This is a genomic window from Variovorax raffinosi, from assembly GCF_051216615.1.
Lineage (GTDB): Bacteria > Pseudomonadota > Gammaproteobacteria > Burkholderiales > Burkholderiaceae_C > Variovorax.
Window position 1 is genome coordinate 626,726 of the sequence record NZ_JBPJZR010000001.1, and the last position, 16,248, is coordinate 642,973.

The following is a 16,248-nucleotide window of genomic DNA, read 5'->3' on the forward strand; positions in this document are numbered from 1 at the left end:
GGTGGTCTCGGTGTCATCGACGGGGCCCGGGAAGAATTCTCCGATTGACTTCGGGGCCGCAAAGGAACATGAACTCCGGTGCGCGGCTACAGTCACAGGTGATCAAGAAGCCCAAGGAATACATGCGAACCCTCGCCGCGAGCGCCCTCTTCCTGCTTGTCGCCGGCATGCACACCGGCAGCGCATCCGCGCAGTCGCTGAGCTGCGGCGGCACGCTTTCCAGCGTCGGGGACTCCAAGTTCTCGGTGACGCAACGCTGCGGCGAGCCGCTGTCCAAGGAGTTCGTCTGCGTGCCGCGCCCGCAGGTGATCTGGGTGCCCTCGAACTACCCCGGCGCACCGGCCCAGCAGATCGTCACGCAGCAGTGCGTGCCGATGGAAGACTGGGTCTACAACCGCGGCCAGGGCAACTTCCTGGGCATCGTGCGCTTCTACAACGGCGCGGTTGAATCGGTACGTGACGGCGAGAGGGTGCGCTAGGGAAATGCCGGTCCATTGCCGCCGACTATGATCATCGCGACTCAATTTTTCACGCGCGCGAGATGACCACACAGCCACCCGAAACTGTCTTTTCCAACATCTTCGCGTCGAACGCCTGGGGATCGAAAGAGAGCGTGTCCGGCGCGGGTTCCGAACTCACGAACACCGCGCAGATCATCCGGGAACTGCCGCATCTGCTGCGCGAACTTCAGGTCCGCACATTGCTCGACTTGCCGTGTGGAGACTTCAACTGGATGCAGCATGTCGATCTGGCGGGCATCGACTACACCGGCGCCGACATCGTCGAAGAACTCGTGCAGCGGAACACGGAGCGCTTTGCAAGGCCGGGGCGCCGCTTCAGCAAACTGAACCTGCTGGCCGACGACCTGCCGACCGTCGACCTCATCCTCTGCCGCGATTGCCTGTTTCATTTTTCGCACGCCGACACCTTTCATGCCCTGCATGCCGTGGTCGCCAGCCGGTCGAAGTGGTTCCTGACCACCACCTTCACCTATCGCTCATTGCCGCGCAACCAGGACATTCCGACCGGCGGCTGGACACCGATCAATCTCGAAATGGCGCCGTTCAATCTGCCGCCGCCCCGGCGCCTGATCGTGGAAGGCAACGTCACCGAGGCCATCCTTTATCCCTCGGCGAGCGGCCCCCTGCAGTTTCCGCAAAGCGATCGATGCCTGGGCCTGTGGCTGGTGGACGATGTTCGTGAAATGCTGCTGAAGCACGGCCGCTAGGCAAGGGCGCGGCAGCCCGAAGCGCTACCATGGCCCGCGTCGAAAGGAGGTTCCCTTGGCCCGACCCGACCCTCGCAACAAGTCGCGCTACTGGCATGCACCCGCCGTGCCGGGCATGGACATGCTCCATGCCGACTTCACGACGCACAGCTACGCGCCCCATGTCCACGATTCCTTCGTGGTCGCGGCCACCGAGATCGGCGGCTCGGAGTTCACCAGCCGGGGCCGCACGGACACCGCCCACCGGCAGGCGCTGCTGGTCTTCAACCCCACCGAGCCGCATTCGGGCCACATGGGCGGCAGCGAGCGCTGGCGCTACCGGGCCTTCTACCTGGGCGAGGCGGGCATGCATGGCGTGCTGTCGTCGCTGGGCATCGACCAGCCCCGGTACTTCCGCTCGAATGTCTTTCATGACCCGGACCTGATCGCCGGCTTCCTGGAGCTGCACCGCGCCCTCGACGGCGAGCAGGACGCCCTGCGCCATCGCGAACTGCTGGTGGGCAGCTTCGGCGACCTGTTCCAGAGGCACGGGCAGGCGGCGCAGCGCATTCCCCGCGCGCCATCGGATGCGCGCCTGCTGGCCCCGGTGCTCGAACTGATGCACGACTGCCATGCGGAGCGCCTGACGCTGGAGCAGATGGGCGCGGTCGCCAACCTCACGCCATTCCAGTTGATCGGCGCGTTCAAGCGATCCATCGGCCTGACGCCGCACACCTGCCTGACCCAGTTGCGCCTGCGCGCGGCCTTGCGGCGGCTGCAGGCGGGCCAGTCGGTGGTCGATGCGGCGCTCGCTTCGGGCTTCTATGACCAGAGCGCGCTCAACAAGCACTTCAAGCGCACCTTCGGCATGACGCCGCTGCAGTACGTGGCCGCGCGCGCGTCGTGAGCACGGGTCAATACAGGTCGTTGCGCACCCCTTGCGCGTAGTGCGCATCGACCTGTTCGATCTGCGCCTCGTCCATGTGGGCCTGCGCGTCGCCGAGCCTGGCCAGCTCGGCCATCATCTTGCCGACCGAGGGCAGTGCATTGCGGTCGATGCGCGCGTCGTCTTGCCAGAGCCTGGCGCGGTTGATGGCCTTACCGCAATGCAGCAGCACTTCGTCGATCAACACCACGGTCGCGGTCTTGGGCACGCGGTCACCTTCCCTGAGTTCGGCCAGCAACCCGGGGTCGGTCGAGATCCGGCCCCGGCCGTTGATGCGCATGAAGATCTCCAGCCCGGGAAAGAGAAACACCATGCCCAGGCGCTCGTCGCTTTCCAGGTTGCGCAAGGACTCGATCCGGTTGTTGCCGGGCCAGTCGGCATAGGCCACGGTGTTTTCGTCGAGCACGTGCACAAAGCCCGGCGGCCCGCCGCGCGGTGAGGCGTCGAGCCCGCGCGCGCTGCCCGTGGCCAGGCAGAAGAAGGTGGCCGCCTTCAGGTACGCCTCGTGAAACCCGACCAGGCGGTCGAGCACGGCCTTCTGGATTTTTTCCGCTGGCGGATCGTAGAGCGCGTTGAGGTCCGGCGGCACTGGCGCGCCGTCGCCCTGCTGCCCGTGTCGAGGTTGCTGGCTGCCGCTCATCTGTCGATCTCCTGGGGGGTCTTCATGGTCATGCCGATGAAGATAGGGCCGATTCGCTGGCGGCTATAAAGCAGACCAGCCAACCAATATCATGATTCCGCCATGACTGCCCTGAACCTGGACATGCCTGAAAGGGACCAAGCGGACGGCCCCGTTCTTTTCGTCGTGACCGGAAGCAGCGACGAAGAGCATTCGGCCGAACCGCACCGCCACGCCCGCGGGCAGTTGTTCGGCTCGCTGCGCGGCCTGCTGACGGTGGTGCTCGACGAAGGCGTGTGGGTCGTTCCCGCCATCCACGCCGTCTGGCTGCCGCCGAATCACCTGCACGCCGGCAGGACACACGGCCCCTTCAACGGATGGAGCGCCTATGTGGCCGAGCATGCGTGCGAAAGCCTGCCCAAGCGCCCGTGCACGCTGCGCACCTCCGGCCTGCTGCGCGAGGCGGCGCTGCGGGCGAGCACCTGGCCGCCCGGTCCGCTCGACGAGCCCAGGGCACGCGTTGCCGAAGTCATCCTGGATGAAATCCGCACCCTGCCCGTCGAAGCGCTCGGCCTGCCTTCGCCACGCGATCCGCGCCTGCAGAAGATCGCCAAGGCGCTGCTGGCCGACCCGGCCGATGACCGCGACCTCGAAAGCTGGGCGCTCTGGGCCTCGATGAGTTCACGCACCCTGAGCCGCCGCTTCGTGGCGGAGACCGGATTCAACTTCACGGCCTGGCGCCAGCGCGCCCGCCTGATGCGATCGCTCGAGATGCTGGCGGCGGGCATGCCCGTCACCGCGATTGCGCTAGACCTCGGCTATTCCACGGCCAGCGCGTTCATCGGTCTGTTCAGGCGCATGTTCGGTGAAACGCCGGCCGCGTACCGGTCGCATCTGACGCCACCGGCCTGAGCCGACGCCGGCACAAGCAGGCATCAACGAAGAACGTCAGGCCGATCCGATCTGCGCGTGTATCTCCTTGATCATCGCGTCCTTCTCCCGGTTGTAGACCTCCGGATTCACCGGATCGATGGTGTGCGCACGGTCCTTGGCTTCCTCGTACTTCCTGCGCAGGTCAGGCCGTCGTTCGAGAATTTCCATGAACGCCAGGGAGTCTGTGTGCACCGGGTCACCCCGATGGCAGATGTGGATGTTGATGTTGAACCCGCGCCCGTCGTGCTGAACGCATCCGCAGACATAGGGCTTCTCGTCCTTGTCGACCCACACGGCACGCCGGTGAAACCCCAGCGCCTCGAACTCGGCTTGCTCGGCGCGCAGGTCTTGCCTGCCCGTGATGGCGGCAATGTCCACCATGGGTTTTCCGCGCAGGCCGCGAATGGCCGTGCTGCCGATGTGCACGAGTTCCACGCCTGCCAGGCGCTCCTGAACATATTGCCGCACCTGCGCGAACACATCGGCGTACGCGGGGTCGTACGGCAGGATGTTGCGCTGCGACAGGCTCTCGTCAAAGGTGTCGATCTTCATGTGGCCTCCATCTTCATCGTCAATTCTGACCAATAGCATCGCGCGTCGTCCTGCCAAGCTGGCCCCCATCAGCAAGGCAACCCATGACACGACTCTTCTGCCAGGACCATCCCGACACCCTGCGGCTCGACGCCACCGTTCTCAGGACACGGCCCGGCGCCGTTCTTCTTTCTCAGCATCCGTTCTATCCCGGGGGCGGCGGGCAACTGCCGGACCAGGGCATCGTCAGGTGGCACGGTGGCGAGGCATCGGTCACCGGGTTCAGCGAAGAAGGCGGCGCCATCTGGGCCCTGCTTCCTGAAGGCATCGAGGTCACGGGCGAAGTTCAGGCCGAAGTCGATCCGCGGTTCCGGCAGCTCATGCGGGAGCTTCACACCGACCTGCATGTGTTGAACGCGCTTGTCTTCAGGGACTTCGACGGCGCACTGGTCACCGGCGTGCAGATGAACGCGGACGGCACGGCCCGCATCGACTTCGACCTGCCCGATGCGGACAACGACCGCCTTCGGGCGCTGGAGCCCGAACTGAACGACGTGATCGCGCAAGACCTGGCGGTGCAGGCGCACCACCTGTCCCTGACGGCCGCGCACGCAGAAAAAGGCCTGCTGCGCTCGCGCTCGGTGACACCGCCGCCGTCGTCCGAAGGCCTCATCCGCATCATCGAGATCGTGGGCCTCGACCGGCAGGCCTGCGGCGGAACGCACCTGGCCTCGACGGGTGCGTCCCGGCCGGTGAAGATCCTCAAGATCGAGAACAAGGGCCGCTACAACCGACGCATGCGCATCGGGCTGCAAGGCGTGTAGGCGATGCGCAAGACCCTGCTCCAAACCCTCTGGGCGAACCCCGTCTGGCTGCTGTGGGTGCCGCCCGCCTTCTGGGCCGGCAACCTCGTGCTGGGCCGCGCCCTCGGGCCGGTGTTTCCGCCGGTGTCGCTCGCGGTCGGCCGCTGGGTGGTGGCGCTGGTGGCGCTCGCGCCCTTTGTCTGGCTGCAGGCCTGGCAAGAGCGGGAAGTTCTCAAGCGGCACTGGCTGCTCATTGCGGCCTGCGGCGCCTTCGGCATCGCCGGCTACAACGCGCTGGGGTATCTGGCGCTGCAAACGGTTCCGGCCGCGAGCGTGGCGTTTCTCAACTCGACGCTGCCGCTCATGGTGCCGCTGGCCGCGCTGGTGCTCGGCGTCGAACGCATCACATGGAAGGCGCTCGCGGGCATCGCGATCTCGTTCGCCGGCGTGAGCTGGATCGTGGCGCGCGGCGATCTCGCCAGCCTGCTGGCGCTGCGGCTGGGCGGCGGCGAACTGCTCGTGCTGCTGGCCGTCTTCAACTACGCCGTGTACTCGGTGCTGCTGCGGCGCAAGCCGGCCGCGCTGAGCCCGCTGGTGTTCCTGGCCGCGACCATGGCGGCGGGGCTGCTGGTGCTGATGCCGTTCTGGGTCTTCGAGCTGGCGCGCGGCGCGCACATTCCCACGGACATGGCCTCGGTCGGGGCCGTCGTCTACATCGGGCTCTTCGCATCCCTGTTCGCGTTCATCCTCTGGAACCGCTGCGTCGCGATGCTGGGAGCGACGGTGACCGGCGTGTCGTTCCACCTCGTTGCGCTGTTCACCGCGCTGCTGGCCTTCGTTGTGCTGCACGAAGCGGTGCGCAGCTTCCATGTGGTGGGCATCGCGCTGATCCTGCTCGGCTTTCTGGTCACGACGCTGCGGCTGGGCGAACGGGCGGTGCCCGCGCCCGGGCCGTCGCGGCCCTGAGCGCATCGGTTGCCCGCGCATGGACACGGTCGAACTCCTGCGCACGCTGGTCGCCTTCGACACGACCTCGCACCGCTCGAACCTCGAGCTGATCCGCTGGGTGGCCGGCTACCTGCGAGCACACGGCATCGAAGCCCGGCTGGTGCACAGCGACGACGGTGCCAAGGCCAATCTGCTCGCGACCATCGGCCCGCAGGTGTCGGGCGGCATCGTGCTGTCCGGCCATACCGACGTGGTGCCGGTCGACGGGCAGGACTGGCACTCCGATCCCTTCACGCTGACCGAACGCGATGGGCGCTTTCACGGGCGGGGGGCAGCCGACATGAAGGGCTTCATCGCCGCCTGCCTTTGCGCAGTGCCCGTCTGGTGCGGACTGGCGCTGAAGCGGCCCATTCACATCGCGCTGTCTTACGACGAGGAAGTCGGATGCCTCGGCGTTCCCCGCCTCATCGCCGACATGCGCGCGCACATCCCGATGCCCGCGCTGGCCGTCATCGGCGAGCCGACGCAGATGCGCATCGGCCTGGCCCATCGCGGCTTCTACGGCCACAGGACCACCTTTCGGGGGCGGCCCGCGCACTCCGGCGATCCGGCGCTGGGCATCAGCGCGATCGAGCCTGCGGCCTTGCTGATCGCACGGCTGGGCGACCTCGGCCGCACGCTCGCCACACGCGGCCAGCACACCACGTTCAACGTGGGCCGCGTCGATGGCGGAACGGCCATCAACATCGTCCCCGGGTGCTGCGAGGTGCTGTGGGAGTTCCGCCCCACGAACGAGGCCGGCACACGGCGCGTCCGGCGCGAGATCGAACGGATGCTGGCTGCGGTGCCGCCCGACGTGACGGTCGAGACAGCCCAGCTCGCCGGCGTGCCGGCGCTCGCGGCCAGCGACGACGAACTGGCCGCGAACATCGCCCGCACGCTGGGTGCGCTCTGGCCACCGGGCGAGCTTCCGTTCGGCACCGAGGCGGGCTTCTTCCAGCAGGCCGGCATTCCCGCACTGGTCTGCGGGCCGGGCTCGATTGCACAGGCCCATCAGCCCGATGAGTGGATCGCCGCCAGCGAACTCGACGCTGTAGACCGGTTCCTGCGCGGCGTCGGTACATGGGCGAGCGGGCCGGACGGCGCGGCAGCGACCTGAGCGCCTCAGGGCGGCAGCACCAGCGGCCCGCAGTTCTCGTCGGTCACGAACACCGACACCAGCTTCGCGTGCCGCACCGGGTCGGGGTTCTCGGCAAACAGATGCAGCGTGCCCGGCGGCTCGAAGAAGGTCTCGCCCGTCTTGTAGTCGCCCGCGGGGCCACCGGCCAGTTGCGAGCGCACCATGCCTTCGAGCATGAGGACAGTCACCGAGCCGGGGTGCCTGTGGGCCCCCGAGTAAGCCAGCGGCGGAAAGTCGACGATGGCCGTGGTCACCGATTTGCCGGGCACATGCGGCAGCGATTCGCACGACAGCACCTTGACCGAGACCGATGGCCGCGCCGCCGCGCCGGAGCCGGCCGGCACCGGGGGCGATGCGAACATCGGCCGGCTCACCGCACTGCACACGTCGTCGATCCATTGCACCGCCGACTGCTTGCCTGCATGCGGCATCAGCGCCCAGCCTGCGGCGGCCACGGCCAGCAAGGCGAACACGGGGGCCGCGTGGCGGCGCGCAAACGGCGTGGCGTTCATCGCGCGGCTCCTTGCGGCAGACGCCACGCCGCGTTCCAGCCGAGTTCGCGCTTCGCCTTCTCGCTGCTGACCTCGGCGTTGTCTTCGGTGATGTTGAAGATGCCGCCCGGCGGGTGCCGCAGCGCCAGCAACGCCGCCTGGGCGGCCGCCTCCACATGCACCGGGATCGCGCCCTTCGACACGGCCGTCGACGTGCCCGGCCCGTAAAGCTGGCCGTAGCGCAGCACGGTGCCCGTCATGCCCTGCGCGCCCAGCACGCTGCGCTCCAGCGAGGCCACGGCATCGGCATTGAGGCGACGCGGGCTTTCCGGGTCATGGTCGAGCGGCATGTCTTCGGTGAAAGGCCCGGGCCCCGGGGCATAGACCCACGCGATGCTCTGCGCGACCAGCCGCCGCGCACCCGCAGCCTGTGCCGCAGCCACGAGATTGCGCGTGCCCTCGATGCGCAGTCGCGCATTGCGAACCACGGCCTCGGCCATCAGCTTCGGGTCGAGGTCCTTCGGCAGATCAGTGAGCTGGTGGATCACGCCCCAGGGCGCGATGCGCTTGAGCGCAGCCTCCAGCGCCGCCGCATCGAATACATCGACAACGACCGCGTGCGCGCCCTTCGCTTCCAGTGCGCCGGCGCGGTCGGCGCGCCGCGTGCTGCCGTAGACGGTGTAGCCCGCCTCGACCAGCAGCGCGACCAGCACCGACCCCACCGCGCCGGTGGCACCGGCCACGAATATCTTCTCGCTCATTGCATGTCCTTCTTCCAGGCTGTTCATGGAAGCAAGCTTAGGTCTACGATGCACCATCAGAAAGATCCAAGATTCGATCAAATGACTGGGCCATGACGAGCAAGAAGAAATCGACCGACGGCATTCCGAAGCTGGACCGCGCAAGGCAGACACCGCTGTCCCGGCAGGTCTACGAGCGCTTCAGGAGCGCCATCGAACAAGGCACGCTGCACCCGGGCGACCGCGTGGCGTCGGCGCGCAGCCTGGCCAGCGAACTGGGCGTGGCCCGTGGGACCGTCGAGGCGGCCTACAACCAGTTGGCGGGCGAAGGCTATCTGCTGTCGCGGGGACAGGCGGGCACGGTGGTGTCGCCTTCGCTGCCGCAGCATCGGCCTGCACGGCGCGGGCCACGGCGTGCTGATTCACCCACGGATGCGCTCGCGCCAGCAGCCGCGCCGCTGCCCTTGCAGCTCGGCATTCCGGCGCTCGATGCCTTTCCGCGCAAGCTGTGGGCCCGCCTGGCAGCCCGTCGCGTTCGGGCCACCGCCGCCGCCGACATGTTCTATGGCGAGCCGGCCGGCCACCCGCCGTTGCGCGAGGCCATCGCCGCCTACCTGCTGGTGTCGCGCGGCGTGTCGTGCCATCCCTCGCAGGTGTTCGTGACGGGCGGGTATCGCGCGTCGCTCGCGCTCGTCTCTCGCACGCTGCTGAAGAAGGACGACCGCGTGTGGATTGAAGACCCGGGCTTTCCGCCGACGCAGGATGTGCTGCACGCCGCCGGCCATCGCGCGGTGCGCGTGCCGGTGGACGACGAAGGCATGGTCGTCGCGCGCGGCTTGCGCCGGGCGCCGAAGGCCCGCATGGCGATCGTCACGCCGTCGCACCAGGCGCCGCTCGGCGTGTCGATGACGCTGGCGCGCCGGCTGCAGTTGCTCGAATGGGCCTCGCGGGCGAATGCGTGGATCGTCGAGGACGACTACGACGGCGAGTACCGCTACGCCGGCTCGCCGCTGCCGGCGCTCAAGAGCCTCGACGGGCAAGACCGCGTGCTGTATGCGGGCAGCTTCTCGAAGGTGCTCTATCCGGGCTTGTCGTTGGGCTACCTGGTCGTGCCCGAATCGTTGCGCGCGCGCTTTGAAGAGGCTGCGCGAACATGGTCGAACGGATGCCCGCAGATCACGCAGGCGGTTGCCGCCGACTTCCTGCGCGAAGGCCATTTCTCGCGCCACCTGAAGAAGATGCGGCTGCTCTACGCGCGGCGCCGGGCCATGCTGGTGGCCGCATTGCTGAAGGCTTTCGGCGATGCGGTGCGCATCGACCTGCAGAACGGCGGCATGCATTTGATCGCGCGCTTCGATGGACGCAGCGAGAGCGACATGGAACTGGCCGCGCGCGCGCAAAAGGCCGGGCTGAATTGCCAGCCGCTGTCGGAACGCGGCACCGCTGGGGTTTGCGGCGAAGGGCTGCTGATGGGCTTCACCAACGTGGCTTCCAGCGCGCAGGCGCAGCAGTTGGCGACCAGGCTGCGCGCGGCGCTGGCTTGACGGGCCTCAGGCCCCGTCGTCTTCTGCTTCTCCTGCCGCGCTCCGGTCCTTGATGCGCGTGACCTGCGAGAGCACGGCATCCGCCGATGTCATGTCGGGCCGCTGGCCCTTGTAGACCGGCTGCTCGAACTTGCCGCCCGCATAGCGATACAGATAGCGCACCTCGACCAGCGTGCCCACCGGCGGCAGCGCTTCGTTGGGCGGCACCGTCACGTTGCCCAGGTCGACCATCGCACCGGCTTCGTCGCGCAGGCCCACGGCCACCGAGCGCTGCGCGTTGACGCGGATCACTTCGCAGGTCGCGCTGTGGTTGAACTTGAACTTCAGGCTGGTGGTGCTGCGCCCCGCGCTGAACGGCGCGGCGAGCGCCTTGAGCACGTAGCCTTCGCCGTGCGCGGCCAGCAGTGCCGCGGCGCGGGCGCGCTTGCCTTCGGCCGTGAGTTCCAGATCGAGCACCACCATCCACGGCACGAGCCCGGCGATCTTCTGCAGGTGCCCGAAGCGCTCGATGAAAGGCGCGGCACGCAAGTCTTGCCCATCGAGTTCGAGCAGGTCGAAGGCCTTGAAGACATCGCCCACATGCTCGCCCGGAATCACGGTGCGGCCCGCCGGCACGTCGGACGTGCCGACCCATGCCTGCGGAATATCGACGAACAGGCCGCGCCGGTTGGTACCGCGCACCGCCTCGCCTTCGATCAGCAGGATGCGGTTTTCGCCATCGGCCTTTTCCTGCAGGCCCCAACCCGCATCGTCGAAGTAGCGCGCGGCCTGTTCTTCGAGGATCAGCGTGGGCAGTTGCGGCAGCTCGCCGCTCATGCGGCCGGCCAGATCCGTCGCGGTGTAGAGCGCGCCTGATTGATCCGGCGTGTAGCCTTTAGTCGTCTTTTCCTTCACGACCTTGTCGTAGATCTTCAATGCAGCCTCGAAGGCAACGGGGCTGCTGGTCTTGGTGCCCGTGGCGAGCGTGCCGCCACGGCGGCCGTTGCCGTAGTCGACAACCCAGCCCTCGTCCTTGGGGCGCAGATGCACCTGGTAGACCTTGTCCGAGCCCTGGCCCGTGAAGTAGAGAAAGCTCGATTGGGGGAGATGTTCCGTGGTCGCCATGTGGGTGTCTGCCTCGTTGCGGATCTGCCTGCAGGCCGCGATGCTACACACGCCCCGTTCGACGCACGCGCCCGCTAAGATGCGCAGCGGCAACAAGCACGAACAAGATCCAACCGAAGGCAGGGAGGCCTCCGCGTGAAGCGCATTCGCTCCGAGAAATTGATCCGCACGAAGCCGGGCGCGCAAGGCCCCATCGGCTTCAGCACCGTGGAACTGTTCGCCCTGCCGCAAGCGCCGGGCCACGTGGTGCACGTGAGCACGAGCCGCGACGGCGTGCAATGGAAGGAAACGGTCTACACGCCGTCACCGCTGCCGCTGGAGGCCGCCAATGCCGCGTTCGAGCAGGCCGTGGCGGCGCAGATCGCGCAGGGCTACGCCATCGAAGGCAGTGTTCTTCCTCTTGCGCCAGTACCGGCTGTTTCTTCGGCAACCCCTCATCCGGGCGATGCGGTGCTGCTGGCCAGCATCCATCCCGACGCCTGGCGCGTGTTGCCGCCCGTGCGCCAGAGCCGCGTGGTGTGGCGCATCGGCGAACGCCGGCTGGCCGATGCCGTGCCCCGGCTCATCGAATGCATCGAGACCGGTGAACCGCTGCTCGACTACTGCATCGCATGGGCCATCGGCCGCTGCGGCGATGCCGGCGCCTTCGAGGCGATGCGCGAACTCTCGCAACGTGCGCGCACGCCGATGGTCGAACGCGCGGCACGCTGGGCGGCGCTGAACCTCTGGCCTGAAGAACAACGCGCGACGGAAAGCTCCCGCATCGTCGACGACTGGCCTGCTTCGTTGCGCCGTGCATGGACCGGTTTGCAGGCGGCGCCGGCCGAACAGGCCCTGCCGCTGGTCCAGCAGTTGCTGGCAGACCCCGCGCACTGGAACGGATTGAAGTACGACAACTGGATCGAACAGTTGTTCGAGCTGTCGCTGCTCGAAGGCCCCACTGCAAACGGGCCGGCACGCACCGCCGTGCTCGAAATTTCCCACTCCCTGCCACTGGCCGCGCGAACCTTCCGCGCATGGCGCCGGCTCTACAAAGGCGCGGAGTTCGCCGGCGACTACACGCTGCTGGGCCTGCTGCACCAGCGCCTTGAAACACAACGCGCCGCGTTCCGCTCCGGCGGCCGATGGGCGCAGGCCAACGGCCGCTATGTGGAGATCGCCAAGGAAATCGTGCGCCCCGACAGCCGGCTCGCCTACAGCCATCGCACGCGCGACTACCTTCGCCGCCGCACATGGCGCAGCCTGCGCCGGCTGGCATTGACCGGCGCGGCCGACGAACCCGACTGGTTGAAGCTGGCGATGGGCGTGCTGCTCGCCGCCGACGATGCCGACGCCGGCGCGCCCGGCGAGCAACGCGAATCGCGCTGGACCGAGGAACCCCGCAGTTGGTACACCGGCCCCTACAGCCGCTGGCTGGTGCTGATGCAACTGCTGCACCGCCACGACGCCGAATGGGAAGCCCAGCGCGATGGCCTTCAGTGGCGCCGCAGCACGCCGCTGCCCGAGCAGCGCACCCGCCGCACCGAAGCCTGGCCCGAGCGCTGGGACCGCCACCCACAAGCCCTGCTGCAACTGATGCAGCAAGGCCGTTGCGCGGCGGTCCACGCTTTTGCCGCACTCGCGCTGCAAGACAACAAGCCCTTCTGCGAAGCGCTGGAGGTGCCCACGGTCTGGCACCTGCTGGCCAGTACCTGGGCCGACACCGCACGCTTCGCGCTCGTCATCGCGCGCCAGCGCATCACGGCCGGCACGCCTGCCCTGCCCTGGCTGCCCGCGCTGCTGGGCTCGCCGCTGGCTGAAGCGCGCACCTATGCGCTCGAATGCATCGCGCAAGACCCGGGCCTGTACAGCCAGCAGGTCGAACTGCTGCGGATGATGCTGACTTCCGCCGATGCCGAAGTGCGCCGCGCATCGCGCCTGCTGCTGCAGGCCGCCGCACCGAACCTCTCGACGCTCGACGCGCTGTGCGTCGAACTGCTGGCGTGGCTGTCGGCCTGCGATGCCGCACAAGCGGAACTCGACGCCATCTGCGAGAACCTGCAATGGGCGCTGCAAGGCCTGCTGCGCGATGCCGCGGCCAAGGCCCCGCTGCCGCAGCTGCTCGCGCTGTTCGACCATGCCAGCGCCGACGTGGTCGCCACCGCCGCCGAATGGCTGCTGCTGCATCCGGCCTCGGTGCAGGGCTTGCCGCTGGAGGTGCTCACGCGGCTGCTTCAGTCCGACGACGCGCGTCTGCGCGGCGCCGGTGTGCGCCTTTTCACCGCCCTGCCCGACGCCACGCTGGTCAGCCAGCCTGAACTGTTCGCGGCCTTCTGCAGCAGCCCGATGCCCAGCGTGCGCAACGCCGTGGCACCCAAGCTCGCGCAGTTGCTGCCGCAGCATCCGGCCTTTGGCGCCGCGCTGATGCCGCTGCTGCGCGACGAGCTGTTCCGTGCCGAATCGGCGGAAGGCGTTTTCGACTTCCTGCTGCAATGGCTGTGCGGCCCGCTGGCCGACCACACCCGCGCCGGTGAGCCTGCCGTCACGCTGCGGTTGCTCGAAGCGCGCAGCAAGGGCGCGCAGCGGCTGGGCGGCTGGCTGCTGCCGCAGCAGGCGCCCGACAGCTTCGACGTGCTGCAGACCGCGAGCCTTGGCCTGGTCGACACCGCCGCCGCGCGCCGCTGGGCCATGGACCAACTGGCAGCCCGTCCGCAGCGCACGCTGGCCCAGCTCGGCGATGCGCTGCGCATCTTCGACAGCCGCTGGGACGATGCGCGCGAATGGGCCCGCACCTGGTTCGGCACAAACGGCAGCGCCACCGAATGGACGCCGCCGCTGCTGGTGCGCCTGTGCGACCACAAGGACGCGGGCGCCCAGCGCCTGGGCCGCGAACTGCTCACCACTCATTTCGACGTGACCGACGTCACCACCTACATGCTGCAACTGAGCCAGCACCCGTCGCCCGGCATGCAGTTGTTCGTCACCAACTGGCTGGCCTCCGCGGCGAGCCAGAAGGCCGACGTGCTGGCGCGGCTGGAGCCGTACTTTCTCAGCGTGCTGTCGCAGGCCAACCGCGGCCGGCTGGCGAAGGCGCGGGTCATGCAGTTCCTGGCCGCACAGGCAGCGCATTCGGAAGACATCGCACGCATCGTCGCGCGCGTGTTCGCCCGGCAGGCCGTGACCGGCGCCATCACCGAGCGCGCCCAGTACGTGGCCGGGCTGTGCAGCATCCAGGCGTTGTTTCCCGCACTCGACAACCCCTTGCAGACCACGCCCGTGCGCAGCATCGCGCCACGCCGCGCCTTGCCTGCCCTGCCCACCTTGTCGTCGGGAGGGCCCGCCGCATGAGGTTCCAGTACCGTTATTTCGGCCACTCGGGCGTGCAGCACACGGCCAGCAGCACGGCGCTGCAGTTCGCGCCCGACACGCTGCGCGCGCCGGTTCATTTCGTGGCCGAGGTCAATCGCCACCTGCCGTTTCGCGAAGGCATGTCCGCGCTGCACGACGTGGTGGTGGGCGACCTGCGCTTCCAGCCGCGCGACAAGAGCGCGTACCTCGAATGGCTGGCCGGGCAGGAAGGCGACCTGCTCGCGCAGTACATGGCGCGCAGCGACGAACTGAAGGCGCAGATGGCGCCGATCCGCACCGAGCTGGACGAACTGCGCAAGCGCAAGCAGGAAGTGCTCAAGCCCTTCATGGGTGCGCAGAAGCGCTACTTCGACCACATCTACAAGGTCAACCGCGAAGCCTGGTTCGTGCTCGATCCGGTGATCACGGTGCACCCCGACCGCGTGTTCTTCGAGTGCTTCAGCCAGGACGAGTCGAGCTACGGCATGTTCTCGTGCAGTCACGAAATCTTCGACCGCGTGAGCGACCACGCCTTCGGCACCACCAACGTCGACTATTCCGAGACGCTCTACGACGAGTTCCAGAAGATCCGCGACTACAAGTCCACGCGACTGGCCATCGACCCCGGCGGCTTCCAGGTGCAAAGCGGCAACGACCCGGCCTTTCACGAACCGAAGATCGACGTGCCCGACAGCTGGGTGCGCGGCTTCCTGCAGGTCAGCAGCGCGATGCTGCTGCCGGCGCAGCGGCTGCAACTGCATCCGATGGACATCCACAACATCTGCCTGGTGCTGCGCCGTCGCAAGGAACGCGTGGGGCCGCGCTCGCTGCGATTCATCCTGCGGCCGGGGCAGCCGGTGCGCATTCTGTTCGAGCCCTGGGGGCATGAGCTGGTGTGCCCGCGCTCGACGCACAGCGCCACGTCGGACATCGACATCCGCGTCTGGGGCCGGCGCCGCCTGCTGCAACTGGAGCGGCTGGTGCCGGTGGCGCAGGGCTTCACGGTGCACCTGCTGGGCACCGGCATGCCCAGCTTCTGGGTCGCGCAGTTGCCGGGCATGGAGTTCACGCTCGGCCTGTCGGGCTGGACCGCCAACGACTGGGCGAGCAACGGCCACTTCGAGCTGCTGCAGCCGCGCCACACGGTCGACCAGGACAGCCTGCTGCGCGTGTTCGCGGCGCTCGGCGAACGCTGGCGCGCCACCACCGCCGAGCTGGCCGCGGCCACCGGCCTGTCGAGCCTGACCGTGGATGCGGCGCTCGGCAGCTATGTGCAGGCCGGCCGCGTGGTGTACGACCTGGCGCACGGCGTGTGGCGGCTGCGCGAGTTGAGCCGCGAGCCGCTGCCCATGGACAAGCTGCGCTATTCGAGCCCGCAGGAAGAAGCCGCGGCCGAACTGGTGAAGGCACGCCGCGTCAGCAATGTGAAGACGCAGACGCGGCCCGACGGCGCCCTGACGCTGAGCGGCAAGTGCAAGGGCGCGACCGGCCAGCGCGAATACCTCGTGAGCCTGCAGCTCAATGCCGAGCATCGCGTCGACAACGGCGACTGCCAGTGCGATCACTTCTTTCGCCACCACATGCGCCAGGGGCCGTGCGAGCACATGCTCGCGCTGCGCCTGTCGGCCGCGCCGGCGCTGACTGCCGCGCTCTCGAACACTCCCACACAGACGACTGATCCGGAAAGGACCGCACGCATCGACTGATACACTGCTTTTTGCGAACGGAGCGGGAAGGCTCTTGCAATCCGGGTGGCGTATCGCCACCCTCGCACACAGCACTTCCCAAGCGTCACTGGACGTCTCTTCACTGTGCCGTAGGTGCACGGTGGCGCGATGACAGTGCGGCTTCCTCGAAGCTCATCGGCGCCACCGT

15 protein-coding genes are annotated in these 16,248 nt (G+C 68.0%); 10 read left to right on the forward strand and 5 right to left on the reverse strand.

All coding sequences use genetic code 11. From position 1 onward, the window contains the following. Positions 1-122: 122 nt before the first annotated feature. The 3 genes from ACSFB7_RS02965 to ACSFB7_RS02975 all read left to right on the forward strand — a co-directional run bounded on the left by ACSFB7_RS02965 (position 123) and on the right by ACSFB7_RS02975 (position 2,114). A complete protein-coding gene (locus ACSFB7_RS02965) occupies positions 123-479 on the forward strand; it encodes a DUF2845 domain-containing protein (RefSeq protein WP_435466896.1) in 357 nt (118 codons plus the stop codon). A 62-nt stretch (positions 480-541) separates the two neighbouring features. Further along, entirely contained in the window at positions 542-1,228 is a 687-nt protein-coding gene (locus ACSFB7_RS02970; protein ID WP_435466898.1) for a class I SAM-dependent methyltransferase, read from the forward strand. 55 nt (positions 1,229-1,283) lie between these two features. Next, positions 1,284-2,114 carry an AraC family transcriptional regulator gene (locus ACSFB7_RS02975; RefSeq protein ID WP_435466900.1) on the forward strand — a complete coding sequence of 277 codons (831 nt, stop codon included), beginning with the start codon at positions 1,284-1,286 and terminating at the stop codon, positions 2,112-2,114. Between the two features lie 7 nt (positions 2,115-2,121). Here the strand turns inward: ACSFB7_RS02975 and ACSFB7_RS02980 are convergent, their stop codons facing one another. Then, positions 2,122-2,793: an MSMEG_1061 family FMN-dependent PPOX-type flavoprotein gene (locus ACSFB7_RS02980; protein ID WP_435466902.1), complete on the reverse strand. Its 672-nt coding sequence runs from the start codon at positions 2,791-2,793 to the stop codon at positions 2,122-2,124. A gap of 102 nt (positions 2,794-2,895) precedes the next feature. Here ACSFB7_RS02980 and ACSFB7_RS02985 point away from each other — a divergent pair, with 102 nt between their 5' ends. Then, positions 2,896-3,684 carry an AraC family transcriptional regulator gene (locus ACSFB7_RS02985; protein ID WP_435466904.1) on the forward strand — a complete coding sequence of 263 codons (789 nt, stop codon included), beginning with the start codon at positions 2,896-2,898 and terminating at the stop codon, positions 3,682-3,684. Positions 3,685-3,720: 36 nt separating this feature from the next. On the opposite strand, the gene ACSFB7_RS02990 is transcribed toward ACSFB7_RS02985, so the two are convergent. Further along, complete coding sequence (locus ACSFB7_RS02990; protein WP_435466906.1) at positions 3,721-4,257, reverse strand: GrpB family protein; 537 nt, start codon at positions 4,255-4,257, stop codon at positions 3,721-3,723. Positions 4,258-4,340: 83 nt separating this feature from the next. Here ACSFB7_RS02990 and ACSFB7_RS02995 point away from each other — a divergent pair, with 83 nt between their 5' ends. From ACSFB7_RS02995 to argE, 3 genes are read left to right on the forward strand one after another with little or no spacing between them, the layout of a single operon-like run. Then, positions 4,341-5,060, forward strand: a complete 720-nt coding sequence (locus ACSFB7_RS02995; RefSeq protein WP_435466908.1) for an alanyl-tRNA editing protein — start codon at positions 4,341-4,343, stop codon at positions 5,058-5,060. Between the two features lie 3 nt (positions 5,061-5,063). Further along, positions 5,064-6,005 carry a DMT family transporter gene (locus ACSFB7_RS03000; RefSeq protein ID WP_435466910.1) on the forward strand — a complete coding sequence of 314 codons (942 nt, stop codon included), beginning with the start codon at positions 5,064-5,066 and terminating at the stop codon, positions 6,003-6,005. 19 nt (positions 6,006-6,024) lie between these two features. Next, on the forward strand, positions 6,025-7,146 hold the full coding sequence (gene argE / locus ACSFB7_RS03005; protein WP_435466912.1) for an acetylornithine deacetylase: 1,122 nt from the start codon (positions 6,025-6,027) through the stop codon (positions 7,144-7,146). Between the two features lie 5 nt (positions 7,147-7,151). On the opposite strand, the gene ACSFB7_RS03010 is transcribed toward argE, so the two are convergent. Both ACSFB7_RS03010 and ACSFB7_RS03015 read right to left on the reverse strand, forming a co-directional pair. Next, a complete protein-coding gene (locus tag ACSFB7_RS03010; protein WP_435466914.1) occupies positions 7,152-7,679 on the reverse strand; it encodes a cupin domain-containing protein in 528 nt (175 codons plus the stop codon). After that, a complete protein-coding gene (locus ACSFB7_RS03015; RefSeq protein WP_435466915.1) occupies positions 7,676-8,419 on the reverse strand; it encodes an NAD-dependent epimerase/dehydratase family protein in 744 nt (247 codons plus the stop codon). The genes ACSFB7_RS03010 and ACSFB7_RS03015 overlap by 4 nt, the downstream gene beginning before the upstream one ends. Positions 8,420-8,511: 92 nt before the next feature. Here ACSFB7_RS03015 and pdxR point away from each other — a divergent pair, with 92 nt between their 5' ends. Further along, the gene (pdxR, locus tag ACSFB7_RS03020) at positions 8,512-9,942 is read left to right on the forward strand and encodes a MocR-like pyridoxine biosynthesis transcription factor PdxR (protein ID WP_435466917.1); all 1,431 of its coding nucleotides are present in this window, start codon (positions 8,512-8,514) and stop codon (positions 9,940-9,942) included. Positions 9,943-9,948: 6 nt separating this feature from the next. Here pdxR and ACSFB7_RS03025 read toward each other — a convergent pair whose 3' ends face one another. Next, positions 9,949-11,046: a hypothetical protein gene (locus tag ACSFB7_RS03025; RefSeq protein ID WP_435466919.1), complete on the reverse strand. Its 1,098-nt coding sequence runs from the start codon at positions 11,044-11,046 to the stop codon at positions 9,949-9,951. Between the two features lie 135 nt (positions 11,047-11,181). Here ACSFB7_RS03025 and ACSFB7_RS03030 point away from each other — a divergent pair, with 135 nt between their 5' ends. Further along, the gene (locus tag ACSFB7_RS03030) at positions 11,182-14,373 is read left to right on the forward strand and encodes a hypothetical protein (RefSeq protein ID WP_435466921.1); all 3,192 of its coding nucleotides are present in this window, start codon (positions 11,182-11,184) and stop codon (positions 14,371-14,373) included. Beyond that, positions 14,370-16,079 (forward strand): SWIM zinc finger family protein, encoded by a 1,710-nt coding sequence (locus ACSFB7_RS03035; RefSeq protein ID WP_435466923.1) that lies wholly within the window; start codon positions 14,370-14,372, stop codon positions 16,077-16,079. Before ACSFB7_RS03030 ends, ACSFB7_RS03035 begins: the two co-directional genes overlap by 4 nt. Positions 16,080-16,248: the final 169 nt, after the last annotated feature.